Source organism: Acinetobacter sp. BSP-28, from assembly GCF_044130285.1.
Classification (GTDB): domain Bacteria; phylum Pseudomonadota; class Gammaproteobacteria; order Pseudomonadales; family Moraxellaceae; genus Acinetobacter.
Genome location: NZ_JBIQOB010000012.1, coordinates 21623 through 35377, shown reverse-complemented (window position 1 = coordinate 35377; position 13755 = coordinate 21623). Strand labels below are relative to the sequence as shown.

Genomic DNA, 13755 nt, shown 5'->3' with positions numbered 1-13755 from the left:
TTTTCGGGTTTAGTGCAAAAATTTAAGTTGTTGATACTGCTGCAGCTCATCCAGCGAGTTAATACTGTGAAAAAACAGGGCATGATTTTCAAACCGTGCCACTTGAGCGTTCAAATCCGAAAAACACTGCCTTAAACTGCGCTGTTTTTGCTCAAGATGCGTAGTAAGAGTGCGTAAGCTGCTACGCTTGACCAGACAGAAGGGATACAGGGCTGTACCATTGATTTCTACATAAGCCACTTCGGCCAGAGTGTTTTTACTCAAAGCCTGATGCAGCTTAAGAACAACTCTTGCAGGAATAAAGGTGACATCACAGGGGATGAACAGCACATAATCGGCCTGTACATGGGTCCAGGCACTTTTCATTCCCATCAGCGGGCCTAAAAATCCGCTTTCATCATCCTGATAACAATGAATACTGGGAATGATTTTTTGATAAATTGAATAATCACGATGACTGTTGATCCATATCTGTTGAACACTGAATTTCAGCTGTTGATGGATTTTGATCAGTTGAATTTGGTCATCAAATTGCTGTAACAGTTTATTGATGCCATTCATCCGTTTTGCCTGCCCACCGGCTAAAATCACCAGGTCAGTGCGCGGATATACCGAAAGTTTCAATTTCTTTCTCATTCCACCGCCTCCATTTGACAAGCCTTGATCAGGCCACGAATTTCAGGCAAACATGAACCGCAATTGCCACCCGCTTTTAAACATGCAGTGACCTGTTTTTCATCGGTGATATTTTGAGTTTTAATGGCATCAATAATGCGGTTTTTACCCACTTTAAAACAGCTACAAACCAACGGCCCTTCATTGTTGGCCATAGACATCGGTTGACCGGCAAGCAATGCCTTACGATGCATGGCACTTAAACGTTCACGTTTAAACAGGCTTGCGACCCAGTCGCGATCTGGAAGTAAAGCTTTAGGGGCAATATATAGGCTGGCAATCAAATGCCCATCTTTCAATACCACGCTGTGACTGATATGTGCAGTTTGATCTTCGATATTCAGCCATTCAAAACTTTCATCCTGAAACGGTAATAGCTCTTTCAAATGCTCAGTGGTCTGGGTAAATTTTTTACGGTCTGCCAGTTCATAGCGCACAGCTTTAGCCGTGGTAATTTTCGTCCACCACACCGTATTTTCAATCGAGGTTTGCACGATTTTTTCAAAGCCCTGACGCACGAAAAACACGCCCTGCCACTGGCTATAAAAGGGATGGATGATTACCGGGGTATGTTTAAATTCAGGTTCGCCGGAAATGGCATCCACAACAGGATTGACCACTTTGCCAATACGGGCATCCGATGCGACCTGATCATTCCAGTGAATCGGTGCAAAGACTTGTCCACGACGAATATCATCACTGACCGTGGCACGTAATACGCAGTTGCCCCATTTCGATTTGACTTCTACCAATTCGCCATCTTTGATCCCATATTTCAATGCATCATGTGGATGGATTTCACAATAAGGCTCTGCGCGATGGGTACTTAAATTAGCAGATAAACTGGTACGGCTCATGGTATGCCATTGATCTCGAATCCGGCCGGTATTCAGTACCAAAGGAAATTCGCTACAGATTTGATTAACCGGATCTATCGCGGTAATGGCGATAAATTTAGCCTTGCCATCTGCATGGCTAAATTGCCCTTCGGTATACATTCGAGCGACTGCATCATCTTGTTGATGTTTAGTCCACACTGGCCACTGCACTGGTTGCAGTTCATCATATTCGGTTTTATTTAAATTGCTTAAAGCCTTTAGATTGAAATAACGGAAGTTTGGCGTTTTCTCGCGATGATCCAGATCTGAATTTTGTTCAGCCGAAAGTCGTGCATGTTCCAGAAAAATGTCATGACTATTATTAAACTCAAAACCATCAAAGCCCATTTTTTTAGCGACCTGACTAATCGCCCACCAGTCGGCTTTAGCCTGTTCTGGCTCATCTAAAAAGGCACGCTGTCTGGAAATACGGCGTTCAGAATTGGTGACGGTACCGTCTTTTTCACCCCAGCCTAAAGCCGGTAAAAGCACATCGGCATATTGTGTGGTGTCGGTGTCTTGGCAAATATCAGACACCACCACAAATTCACACTTGTCTAAGGCACGTTTGACCTGATCGGCATCGGGTAAACTCACCACCGGATTGGTCGCCATAATCCAGATGGCTTTGATTTTGCCACTTTCTACCGCATGGAATAGATCAACGGCCTTGAAGCCAGCCTGCTTGGCAATATAAGGGCTTTGCCAGAAGTTTTGCACCAGTTGCTGATGGTTTTCATTTTCCAGCTCCAGATGGGCCGCCAGCATGTTGGCTAAACCGCCCACCTCACGACCACCCATCGCATTCGGCTGCCCAGTCATGGAAAATGGCGCTGCACCCAGCTTACCAATTTTTCCGCTGAACAAATGACAATTGGTAATGCTGTTGGCTTTATTGACGCCTTGTGAAGACTGATTCACCCCCATGGAAAACAGGGTCATCACTTTTTCAGTTTGGGCGAATTGCTCATAAAAAACTTGCAGTTTTTCCAGTGAAATACCGGTACGTACTGCGACATCATCAATGGACGATTCAGTTTGGCTGTGTGTCAAAGCCTGCTCTAAACCTTGCGTATGTGCAGCAATAAAATCTTGGTCTGCATGACCATTTTGCGCCAGATATTGTAATAAGCCATTAAATAAAGCGACGTCTTGCCCCGGTAAAATCGGCAAATGTAAATCTGCTGCTTCACAGGTACTGGTAAAGCGTGGATCAATCACCACTACAAACAGGTTACGCTGTTCTTTAGCTTTCATAATGCGTTGATATAACACCGGATGACACCATGCCGTATTTGAACCCACCAGCACCACCATTTCGGTATGTTCAAAATCTTCATAGCTCGCCGGAACAATATCTTCACCGAAAGCGCGCTTATGTGCCGCAACCGCAGACGACATGCAGAGTCGTGAATTGGTATCGATATTTGCTGTACCGAGATAACCTTTGACGAACTTGTTCACCACATAATAGTCTTCAGTCAGCAATTGCCCCGACACATAAAAGGCAATACTGTTATGACCATATTGATCAATGTATTGCTGAAATTTTTCAGCAATTAAATCCATTGCAGTATTCCAGTCAGTTCTTTCTCGCTGATTCTTTCTGCCGAGCATGGGATGAAGAACACGTGTTTCTAGGCCAATGGTATCGGCCAGATTACTGCCTTTAATGCACAGTTTCCCGTAGTTGGATGGATGATTGACATCCCCTGCAACTGAAACTTTTTGACCTAAAGCTGTGTCCTGTACAGTCGCAGTTACGCCACAACCCACCCCACAATAGGGACAGGTGGTATTGGTGATTTTGGTATTTATTTCTGTGGAGCTATGCAGTTCCATTACAGGGATACTATTCATTTCTGCTTTGCTCCTTAAATTTTGAAACTTTCAATCCGATGCATTTCAAATCATTCTGTACCCTGTTCTCGGCGGGGTCTTTTCAACTATGTTTATATGCCATGATTAACCTTCGGTTCGACCTACTTTTCTTTTGGGAAAAGTAGGCAAAACCTGAGCCACACTGTGGCGTAAGATCCGCAAAACTCGTTCACATCCGCCATTTATCAAAAAATTCGCAGAAACATGAGTTTTCATATTTCGTCCTGCCTCAAACAGTTGCGGATGACGTTTCCGCGTATCCTGTTTGGTACATTACAAAATGGATTTTTCTTAACCTGCTTTCTTTAATGCAAAATCTTTACCAAAGAGCAATTTATTACGAATATTACTGATTAGCGTTTGGTCAGAAATCAGTTCTGCATACCAGGCCCCATCTTCAGTATCACCAAACAATACTGCACCAATGACTTTATCTTTTTGAATAATAATGCGTTTATAGATCTGGCGTTTTTCATCATTCAAGATAATATCTTCATAATCATCCTGCGGTTCAAAGTTTCCAGCTGAAAATACGTCGCAGCCACTGACTTTCAACTGCGTCGGCACTGTTGGCGCCTTAAAAACCAAGCTACCATGTTCAGCCAGATGTGAGGCACAAATAAAAGCTTGGCCCCAAAGTGGTTCAACCAAACCAAAAGTTTGCCCCCTATGTTCAATACACTCACCCACCGCATAAATACTTGGGTCAAAGGTTTGCATGGTGTCATTCACGATCACACCACGGTTACAACGTAAGCCGGCACTTTGCGCCAAGGCCATATTCGGACGAATGCCCACAGCAAAAACCACCAGATCAGCATCTAACACGGTGCCATCTTTCAGCTTGATTTGGGTGACATAACCCTCTTCGCCAATCAGTTGTTCTGTATTGGCTTGAGTGATGATATTGATGCCCTTGGCTTCAATACTTTGTTTTAACAGGCTGCTTGCACGACTATCCAATTGACGTTCCATAATCCGGTCCATCAAATGCAAAACTGTCACATTCATGCCACGTTGTTTCAGACCATAAGCCGCTTCAAGTCCCAACAGACCACCACCAATCACTACTGCATTTTGTTTAGATTTGCAGTATTCCAGCATGGTATTGACATCATAGATATCTCGGAAACTGATCACACCTTTTAAGTCCGAACCCGGAATTGGCGGAACAAAAGGTTTAGAACCTGTCGCCAGGATCAAGCGATCATAATCCACCACTAGGCCTTTTTCGGTATAGACTTGTTTACGTGGACGATCAATTTTGACCGCAGCATCACCGGCAATAAAACGGATATTTTTGTCGCTATACCAGGCATGTGGATGCAGCATGATATCGTCAATGGTTTTATCCCCTGACAGCACCGGTGATAGCATGATGCGGTTATAGTTTCCCCATGGCTCTTCGCCAATTACGGTCACTTCATAACGTTCAGGTGCCATATCCAGCAAGTCTTCCAGACAGCGCATACCCGCCAGACCATTGCCCACCAAGACTAGCTTCATCTTTTCCTGTGAAGTGCTGTTATTGGTAATATAGGTTTTTTGCGGTGTAGGGCTAACCCAAACCTTGCCATTTTCAATCTTGCTTGGGAAAACTAGTAACTTTTGGTCTTTATCTTCTAGACAGCGTCCGGTGGCCAGACTGAAATGTTGTTTATAGATCGGAGATGCCACAACACGCTCACCTTGCAAATCACCAATGATGCCGCGTGACATCACAAACGCCTGACTGAATGGATCTTGATTGCTTAAGGCATAGACCCGTTTTTCATGACCGACACGGAAAATGGCAATTTGCTGATTTTCAATTAATGCACCCACGCCTGTATTTGGAGTAATGTCATCCAAGGCACAAATTTCCAGCCATTCCAGCTCGTTGGTTTTATTCATCTCTTTAAATATTGTCATCATCTTTATCCTTTTCTTTAACTTCTTTCATCAAGATTCATACCCTCTTTTGTGTTTCTCCCTGAGCTTGGTTTTAAGCACTGCTTTAAAGCCAGGCGCAAGAGAAATAAATAAGAATGTGATGAAAGAAGTTCTAAATCTCTTATGCTTCAACAACAGGGATACGAGTCACATCACGTTCAGCGTCGGTTTTGGGGCGGATTTGACCGCGAACCTCAGCGAATTGGATGTGTGGATCGTTTTGCTGTTCAACTTTTGCATTGATAAAGGTTACGAAGCGTTTACGCACTTCCGGATCTTCCACCGCAGTGCGCCATTCATCTTGATATGTTCCTACAACATGGCTCATACGGCGTTCAAGTTCGGCTGCCAAACCAAGCGAGTCATTCACGACTACATCTTTTAAATAATCCAGACCACCTTCCAGGTTGTCACGCCATACCGAGGTACGTTGCAAACGGTCTGCGGTCTGGATATAGAACATAAAGAAACGGTCGATATAACGAATTAAAGTTTGGGTATCCAAGTCAGATGCCAGCAATTCAGCATGGCGTGGTTTCATGCCGCCATTACCGCAGACATACAGGTTCCAGCCTTTTTCAGTCGCAATCACGCCCACATCTTTACTTTGTGCTTCAGCACATTCACGGGTACAGCCAGACACTGCCATTTTCAATTTATGTGGTGAACGCAGGCCTTTGTAGCGGTTTTCCAGGAAGATCGCTAAGCCCACTGAATCATCCACGCCATAACGGCACCAGGTACTGCCGACACATGATTTCACGGTACGCAATGATTTACCGTAAGCATGACCCGATTCAAAACCGGCATTGATCAGTTTTTCCCAAATTTCAGGCAATTGATGCACTTGCGCACCAAACATGTCGACCCGTTGTCCACCGGTGAGCTTGGTATATAAACCGTATTCTTTGGCAATTTGACCGATTGCAATAAGACCCTCTGGAGTGACTTCACCACCTGCCATACGAGGCACAACCGAGTAAGAGCCATCTTTTTGAATATTACCAAGATAATAGTCATTACTGTCTTGCAGACCGGCATGGCTTGGTTTGAGCACAAAGTCATTCCAGCAAGATGCCAGAATATTTGCCGCAGTCGGTTTACAGATATCACAGCCGATCCCATGACCATGTTGCCCGATCAGATCATCAAAGGTTTTGATTTCATTGACCCGCACCAGGTGATACAGCTCTTGGCGTGAATAGGCAAAGTGTTCGCAAAGGTGGTTGTTAACAGTCACCCCTTGACGTTGCAATTCAGATTTCAATACTTGAGTGACTAAAGGTGCACAGCCACCACAAGCAGTTGCGGCTTTGGTACATTTTTTTAGCGCACCCAGTGAGGTTGAACCATCGGCGATGGCACTGCAAATATCTGCTTTAGAAACGTTATTACATGAACAGATGGTTGCGCTATCTGGCAGTAAATCGACCCCGCTACCACCTGTTTTCGCTGATGATTGCGCATAACCCGGCATGATCAGGCTTTCCGGATTTTCCGGGATAGCCAGGCCATTCAGCATCATTTGCAGCAGGTCATTATATTCTTTGGCACAGCCCACCAGCACTGCCCCGAGTAATCTGGTTTTTTCCGCATTCACCACAATCTTTTTATAGATCATGGCATCTTCATCGGCATAAAAATAGCTGAGTGCATTTGGCGTCATGGCATGGGCATCACCCACCGATGCGACATCTACCCCCATCAGTTTCAGCTTGGTACTCATATCTGCACCGGCAAATTCATTGCAGGCCTGATCCATCACATGCTTGGCGGCAATACGCGCCATGTCATAGCCCGGAGCGACCAAACCGTAAATTTTGTTTTGCCACAGTGCACATTCACCAATCGCATAAATGTCAGCATGAGAGGTTTGGCAATAATCGTTAATCACGATACCGCCACGCTCACCAAGCGCCAATCCACTTTGACGCGCCAATTCATCACGTGGGCGAATCCCCGCAGAGAATAAAATGATATCGGTTTCAAGTTCAGAACCATCGCCAAACTTCATCACATGCGTGGTATTTTCACCCGCTTCAATGCATTGAGTAGCTTTTTGGGTATGAACTTTTACGCCTAAGTTTTCAATTTTTGCACGTAAAACCTTACCGCCCAGGTCATCAATTTGCACTGCCATTAAACGCGGTGCAAATTCCACTACGTGAGTTTCTAAGTTTAAATCGCGTAAAGCTTTCGCAGCTTCCAAACCAAGCAAGCCACCACCAATCACCACGCCGGTTTTGGCATTTAAACTTGCGGCACGAATGGCATCTAAATCTTCAATAGTACGGTAAACAAAACAGTTTTCGCGGTCATTACCAGGAATAGGTGGTACGAAAGCATATGAACCTGTTGCCAGTACCAGTTTATCGTAAGCAATGACTTCGCCATGATTAGTCGTAACGGTTTTGTTCAGTGTATCTATTTCAGCAGCCTTGGTGCTTAGGCGTAAATCTATGCCATAAGCATCTGCAAAATCTGCACGACATAAAGTTAAGTCTTTGGCTGACTTGCCTGTGAAATATTCTGTTAAATGCACGCGATCATAAGCTAGACGTGGTTCTTCTGCCAGAATCGTGATTTCAACCTCGTCACCTGCAAGTTCAAGAACCGATTCAATAAACTTGTGCCCGACCATTCCATGACCAATCATGACTAATTTCATATTCATTCTCCTAAATCTTTTTTACTTAGCCTTGAGCCATGTTGTTACGTTCAAGCACTGCCTGTTCAAACAGTTTTTGCTCTTTTTCTTTATGTTCTACAGAGAAGCGGATCATCAATACAAAGCTTGCTGCAATCACCACCAATCCACCCAGTGCCATAAGACAGGTCTGAATATCCAGCATGCCTTTCAACAAGAATCCTGCAGCCACTGCACCCACATTACCGCCTGCACCAATAATGCCGGCTACACCACCTAAAGCATCACGGTCAATGAAAGGAACCAGTGCATACGTTGCACCGCAAGCCATATGGGTAAATAGTGCGAATACGGTCATAACAAGAATTGCGAGAACTGCGGTATTCATTTGTGAGAACAAGATCAGGAACAGACCTTCCATCAGGATCATGCCGAACAATACTTTAGTACGACCATCTAGACCTTTTTTAGTTGCTACCTTGTCTGAAACAATTCCACCCAATGCACGGGCAAACAATGCCAGCAAACCAAAGATCCCTGCAGCCAAACCTGCTTCTTTTAAGCCAAAGCTAAAGTGTTCGACGTAGTACATCGCCACGATGTTATGAATGAAGATTTCAATACCAAAGCAAGCGGCATAAGCGCCGAACAGAATCCAGACACGGTAGTTGCGTGCAGCGTGCATCAGAATCACCATGCCACCTTTTTTCTCACTACCGACTTGGATGCCTTGCGCACGAAGTTCTTTAAAGTTGCCTTGTGGACAGTCTTGAGTAAATTTCCAGTACAACGCACCGACAATCAGCATCATCAAACCTGGAACAATCAGCGCAATTCTCCAGCCCATTGCCTGTTCCACACCAAACATCACCAAGGCAGCAAGCATTAATGGCATAAGCGCTTGTGTTGCACCACCACCCGCATTCCCCCAGCCTGCTGATGCAGCATTGGCAGTACCAACCACATTCGGTGCGAACATGATACTGGTGTGATATTGGGTGATGACAAAGCTGGCACCAATCGCACCAATCAGTAAGCGGAAAAACAGGAATGATTCATAACTGTTGGCAGAAGCCACACCAAAGACTGGAATACTGCCGATTACTAACAATGCGGTATAGGTTTTGCGTGGACCATACTTGTCACATAAAGGCCCAACAATGAGACGCACAATAATTGTGATTGCCACTGCGGCAATATTGATATTGGCAATCTGGTCTTTGGTTAGATGAAACTCACCTGCAATCACAGGCATGAGCGGTGCACAGGCAAACCAGGCAAAGAAGCAGACAAAAAAGGCGAGCCAACTCATGTGGAAGGCTCTCATCGCCGCGCTGTTAAAACTAAAAAGACTTATTTTTGTTGCTTTTTTTTCATATAAATTTGAAGACATAACCTTCTCCTTCCTGAACTGAACGCATTGGGTCATCTGTTATGCAGATAGCTACATAGCAGATTCGATCAGAACGGACGTCGTTGGCCGTCTTACAAATTTTTTAGAGTCGTCTTTGACTCACAAGAGATTAAGCAATGACTGTGCCAACAATAAAACAATATTTTTTAACTTTTTATTTTTTATCATTTTTTATTTACTACTTAATGTTTTTCGCACAAATTCATTTATGCATCTGCTCGTCTGAACAACCCACTGGCTATTTCTAGCCACTGTTTTTGTGCTTCCTCGTAGCGCATTTTTGCTTCAAGACAGTGCACAACACGGTATATTCAATTTTTATATCTGATTTTTATAACAAAATTAAAGTTTTAATAATTTTGGCATTTAAATTGCTTTCGCTTAGATAGAAATTTTTCTGGCTTTGCTTGATGGTATTTAGCTCAATATGCCAAAACTTAAAATTGCACTGATTGATGACGATCAAGAACGTGCCAACTATATAAAGGCTTCCCTGATCGAACACCATTTCGAGGTGGTTGCCTGCCTGACGATCGACCATTTAAGCTTGTTTCGTCTGGAACAGTTACATGCAGATGTCATTTTACTGGACATGGATCATCCACATCGTGACATTGTTGAAAGTTGTGTCAGCCAATTCGATTTGCCCACTGTGCTGTTTACGAAAAACAGTCATAAAGACACCATTAAAAGTGCCATTGATGCAGGGGTCACGGCTTATATCGTCGATGGCATTGATCCGGCCAAACTGCAAAGCATTTTAGAAATTTCGATTGCGCAGTTTAACAAACATAAAAAATTGCTGGATGATCTTGAAGATACCAAAAACAAACTGGCCGACCGTAAAGTGGTAGAGAAAGCCAAAGTGCTGATGATGCAATTGCATTCCCTGACTGAAGAACAGGCATTTCAATTACTCAGAAAAAATGCCATGAGCCACCGCATGACCATTGGAGAAATGGCACGGCGTTTATTGGATGCCCAACAACTGTTACAAAACCAATTCAAGGATTAGGCCATGACAGCATTAGAAAAAACCAAAATCCAGATTGGCTACATTCCTTTGCTTGACTGTGTGGCCATCCTTTGGGCCAAACAGCGTGGCTTCTTTGATGAGCTGGGTCTGGATATCACTTTAGTCAAGGAAACCTCATGGGCCAGTTTAAGAGACCGCCTGGCCTTTGGCTTTTTAGATGCAGCACATTGCCTGTCTGCCATGCTTCCTGCCGCAGCGCTGGGTGAAGACCAGCTGGGTATTCCTTTCCAGACTGCACTGGTGCTGAGTCATAACCGCGCCTTCATCAGCCTGAGTCAAAAATTATGTTTTGACCTGCAAATTTCAGCGCAAGATAATGCCCAACAATCGGCAGAGAAAGTAGTCTCTGCCATACAAGCGCAACAATCAATTCAACTGGCGCATGTATTTAAACAGTCGATTCATCATTACTGTTTAAGAGAATGGCTCGCGCTTGCCAATGTTGAGGTCGCTCAAACCACCAAACTTACCATTCTCCCGCCCCCTTATATGGTCGAAGCTTTGGGCAATCATGTGATTGATGGTTTTTGTGTCGGTGAACCCTGGAACACCCAAGGTGAACTGTTGGGCATCAGCCAGATTGTGGCCAGCAGTCAGGACATTATTCCCAAGGTTGCAGATAAGGTCCTGGCCGTAACGTCCGACTGGGCAGCTCAACATCCTCATACTCACCGCGCTTTAGTGACTGCCATTGAAAAAGCACAACAAGAATTGCAGATTCTGGAGGACTATACTGAAGTCTGGAAGATGCTGGTTGACTTTAATATTGTCCAGTTTCAATGCTCTGACAGCATACATGTGAAAAAGTTTCATTCTATCCAGAATATCATCCGTCACTTTGTCGATGAAACCTCAGAACCCAAAACTGAGGATTTTCAATGGCTGATTCGGCAAATGGTGAAATGGGACCAGATCAGCATCAGCGATGAAAACATTGAAATGATCAGCCAGAACTGTATTTTATCTTTCAACCATCAAGATTGAGTCAATGCCCCCTGTTTACTCCTCAAAATAAGCTGCGGGGCTAAATGATTAATTTTAGGTCTATTTCAGCTAAATCTGCCTTTAATCTTTTATTTTTATTTGCGCTATTTTCCACAATTTTTCTCCATATTTTTACGTTATCTTACGCATAAAATGACATATGGAACATTCAATAATGAAACGCATACAATCGCGTTGGAAATTAAGTGCATTAAGTTGTGCTTTATTTACTTTTATGTCTCCAACTTGGGCTGCGGATAGCGCAACAGATACAATCCCAACAGACAGCACTGTCCTCCAAACAGATCCGGTACAAACACTAGCCACTTTAAAGTTTGAAGCAGCACCTGCCCAGTTCAAAGATCAGGATATCAGCGCAGTCGCTAAAACCATTGTCACTCGCGAAGAAATGCTGCAATTCGGCGATCAGTCGGTGAATGATGCCTTACGTCGTGCTGCCGGTTTTCAAATGCCAACACCGGGACAAGGCCCACGAGGTGGCGGCGGTGCTTCAGGTATGCGTTTTCGTGGCGGCAGTGCTCCGGTATTCCTGATCAATGGTGAACCTGTTCAAGGCGGTCCACGTGGTGGCATGTCTGTCGTCGACAGCATCACCCCCGACATGATTGAACGTATTGAAATTACCAAACAGCCAAGTGTCGCTCAGGCCTCTGTGGCATCTTCTGCGGTCATCAATATTATTCTTAAAGAACCGCTGGATAATGCCCGTATAGGCGGAACCGTCCGAGCTGGATATGGCTTGGCAAAATCTGAGCAGAAAGAAGAAGAACGTAAAAACCTGAGTGTACAAATGGATGGGCGGGATAATGCATGGTTATACAGCCTGTCTGCCAATCAAATGTGGAATGACACCACCTCGATCACGCAAACCCAGACCAGCAGCCAAAGCCGCGAACAAAAACGTGTGACGGAACGCAAGTCACAAATGCTAGCACCCCGTGTTGAATATGAACTGGATGACCAGCAAAAACTGGTTGCCGAATTGTTCTATCGCAACAATGAAAGTAACGGCTCACGTGGCGATCAGACGCAAAATGATAAAAATGACAGTATTCGTTTGAATACCCGTTATGAACGTAAAGACAAAGGCAATTCAGACAAGATTCGTCTTTCTGTAGAACAGCAGAATGAAACCGAATCGACCCGCTCTCCTTCTTTCAGCAATTATACTGATGAAACGGTTAATGAATATGGTGTGGCTTATGATGGCGTGCGTAAATTCGATGAAACTCGACAGCTGAAGTTTGGTGCAGATGCACGAAACAACGAGCTTGAAAGCAATGTCAGCCAGACTTTGGATGAACAACTCTATGCCTTGTATGCCGAAGGTAGCTGGAAATTTACTGATCGTCAAACCGTGACTTTAGGTGCCCGTCAAGAATGGATCGAGCGTTCTGGTTTAGTGGATTATAGTGACAGCCACTTAAGTCCAGTCTTGGCACATCGTTTTGACTTTGATGATCATTGGTCATTACAAACCAATATTAGCCAGGCTTTCCGTAGTCCTAAAGCAGACCGTTTATTGCCAACAGTTTCAGTGTCTACAGACAGTGATGCTGGTAGTCTGAACAATCCAGATCGTGGTGGTAATCCTAATTTACGTCCTGAAAAAATTACTGCCTTTGAATCGACTTTGGGCTACAACACGCCCGCAGGTGGCCTCAACATCACCGCATATCAACGCGAAATTGATGACTACGTCGAAAAAGTGATTCGTCAGGAAGGCACACGCTTTGTAGAACGACCTGTCAACCAGGACAATGCCTCTACTTATGGTGTTGAAATTGCTGGACGTTATGCCTTGAAACAAACCGAAAATGGCCATTCATTCATGTTGAATGGGCAACTGTCTACTGTGCGTGCCAAAGTTGAAGATGAAAATCATCAGGAACGCCTGGTCAGTGATGTTGCGCCTTATACAGCCAGTGCGGGTGTATCTTATAACTATCAGCCTTGGCGTATTTCGACCAGTGTCAATCTAAACTACGTGCCTGAATTTACCCGTGCCCTGGATAATCAGCCCTATGACCGTACCAGCAATGAACGGGTGAATATGGATATCAGTGTAACCAAACGCTTTGATGATGGCTGGGCCACTAGTCTAAATGCACGCAATATCTTTAGCACAGATTATAAAGAGCGCTTAAACAACCAATCTGATGGCAGCCTGTATGAGTCACGGGTGAATCAGGCCATTCCAAGTGTACTCATCAGTGTAGAAAAGAAATTCTAAACTGAAATATAAAAAACCGGTGCCAGACACCGGTTTTTTATAGCAAGCTGTTCG

8 protein-coding genes are annotated in these 13755 nt (G+C 44.3%); 3 read left to right on the top strand and 5 right to left on the bottom strand.

From position 1 onward, the window contains the following. Positions 1-9: 9 nt before the first annotated feature. The 5 genes from ACE01R_RS10325 to ACE01R_RS10305 form a co-directional block, all read right to left on the bottom strand. Positions 10-636 carry a molybdenum cofactor guanylyltransferase gene (locus ACE01R_RS10325; RefSeq protein WP_395551023.1) on the bottom strand — a complete coding sequence of 209 codons (627 nt, stop codon included), beginning with the start codon at positions 634-636 and terminating at the stop codon, positions 10-12. Then, positions 633-3413 carry a molybdopterin-dependent oxidoreductase gene (locus tag ACE01R_RS10320; RefSeq protein ID WP_395551022.1) on the bottom strand — a complete coding sequence of 927 codons (2781 nt, stop codon included), beginning with the start codon at positions 3411-3413 and terminating at the stop codon, positions 633-635. The genes ACE01R_RS10325 and ACE01R_RS10320 overlap by 4 nt, the downstream gene beginning before the upstream one ends. 312 nt (positions 3414-3725) lie before the next feature. Then, positions 3726-5345, bottom strand: a complete 1620-nt coding sequence (nirD, locus tag ACE01R_RS10315) for a nitrite reductase small subunit NirD (protein WP_395551126.1) — start codon at positions 5343-5345, stop codon at positions 3726-3728. A 142-nt stretch (positions 5346-5487) separates the two neighbouring features. Further along, positions 5488-8034 carry a nitrite reductase large subunit NirB gene (gene nirB, locus ACE01R_RS10310; protein ID WP_395551021.1) on the bottom strand — a complete coding sequence of 849 codons (2547 nt, stop codon included), beginning with the start codon at positions 8032-8034 and terminating at the stop codon, positions 5488-5490. 25 nt (positions 8035-8059) lie between these two features. Next, positions 8060-9406: an MFS transporter gene (locus tag ACE01R_RS10305; RefSeq protein WP_395551020.1), complete on the bottom strand. Its 1347-nt coding sequence runs from the start codon at positions 9404-9406 to the stop codon at positions 8060-8062. 448 nt (positions 9407-9854) lie between these two features. Between ACE01R_RS10305 and ACE01R_RS10300 the strand changes: the two genes are divergently transcribed. The 3 genes from ACE01R_RS10300 to ACE01R_RS10290 all read left to right on the top strand — a co-directional run bounded on the left by ACE01R_RS10300 (position 9855) and on the right by ACE01R_RS10290 (position 13701). After that, positions 9855-10442: an ANTAR domain-containing response regulator gene (locus ACE01R_RS10300; protein ID WP_395551019.1), complete on the top strand. Its 588-nt coding sequence runs from the start codon at positions 9855-9857 to the stop codon at positions 10440-10442. A gap of 3 nt (positions 10443-10445) precedes the next feature. Beyond that, entirely contained in the window at positions 10446-11447 is a 1002-nt protein-coding gene (locus tag ACE01R_RS10295) for an ABC transporter substrate-binding protein (protein WP_395551018.1), read from the top strand. 175 nt (positions 11448-11622) lie between these two features. Then, entirely contained in the window at positions 11623-13701 is a 2079-nt protein-coding gene (locus tag ACE01R_RS10290; RefSeq protein ID WP_395551017.1) for a TonB-dependent receptor plug domain-containing protein, read from the top strand. The last annotated feature ends 54 nt before the right edge of the window (positions 13702-13755 follow it).

Coding starts and splice junctions, on each gene's coding strand:
- ACE01R_RS10325 (WP_395551023.1), bottom strand. CDS start 636: ATGAGAAAGAAATTGAAACTTTCGGTATATCCGCGCACTGACCTGGTG.
- ACE01R_RS10320 (WP_395551022.1), bottom strand. CDS start 3,413: ATGAATAGTATCCCTGTAATGGAACTGCATAGCTCCACAGAAATAAAT.
- nirD (WP_395551126.1), bottom strand. CDS start 5,345: ATGACAATATTTAAAGAGATGAATAAAACCAACGAGCTGGAATGGCTG.
- nirB (WP_395551021.1), bottom strand. CDS start 8,034: ATGAAATTAGTCATGATTGGTCATGGAATGGTCGGGCACAAGTTTATT.
- ACE01R_RS10305 (WP_395551020.1), bottom strand. CDS start 9,406: ATGTCTTCAAATTTATATGAAAAAAAAGCAACAAAAATAAGTCTTTTT.
- ACE01R_RS10300 (WP_395551019.1), top strand. CDS start 9,855: ATGCCAAAACTTAAAATTGCACTGATTGATGACGATCAAGAACGTGCC.
- ACE01R_RS10295 (WP_395551018.1), top strand. CDS start 10,446: ATGACAGCATTAGAAAAAACCAAAATCCAGATTGGCTACATTCCTTTG.
- ACE01R_RS10290 (WP_395551017.1), top strand. CDS start 11,623: ATGAAACGCATACAATCGCGTTGGAAATTAAGTGCATTAAGTTGTGCT.